Source organism: Stenotrophomonas sp. SrG (assembly GCF_050031795.1).
Classification (GTDB): Bacteria; Pseudomonadota; Gammaproteobacteria; order Xanthomonadales; family Xanthomonadaceae; genus Stenotrophomonas; species Stenotrophomonas rhizophila_A.
Genome location: NZ_JBNBBE010001424.1, coordinates 1 through 234 on the forward strand (window position 1 = coordinate 1; position 234 = coordinate 234).

At 68.8% G+C, this 234-nt stretch carries 1 protein-coding gene; it reads right to left on the bottom strand.

What is annotated here, in order from left to right; translation table 11 throughout:
- Nucleotides 1-234, bottom strand: a 234-nt coding sequence (locus ACQG3P_RS24095) for an NAD(P)(+) transhydrogenase (Re/Si-specific) subunit beta (RefSeq protein WP_426806457.1), incomplete at both ends; no start/stop codon positions are given.

Consider the following 234-nt stretch of genomic DNA (forward strand, 5'->3'; position numbering starts at 1 on the left):
CGCTGACCAGCGCGCTGGCCGCACCGGCGCCATCGCCGTAGAGCATGCGGGCGTTGTCGGCGTACAACAGCGCGTTTTCGATGCCCGCGAAGCCGGTGCCCTTGCCGCGCTTGATCACCACCACGGTGCGGGCGTTGACCACGTCCAGGATCGGCATGCCGTAGATCGGGCTGGCCGGGTTGGTGCGCGCCACCGGGTTGACCACGTCGTTGGCACCGATCACCAGCACCACGT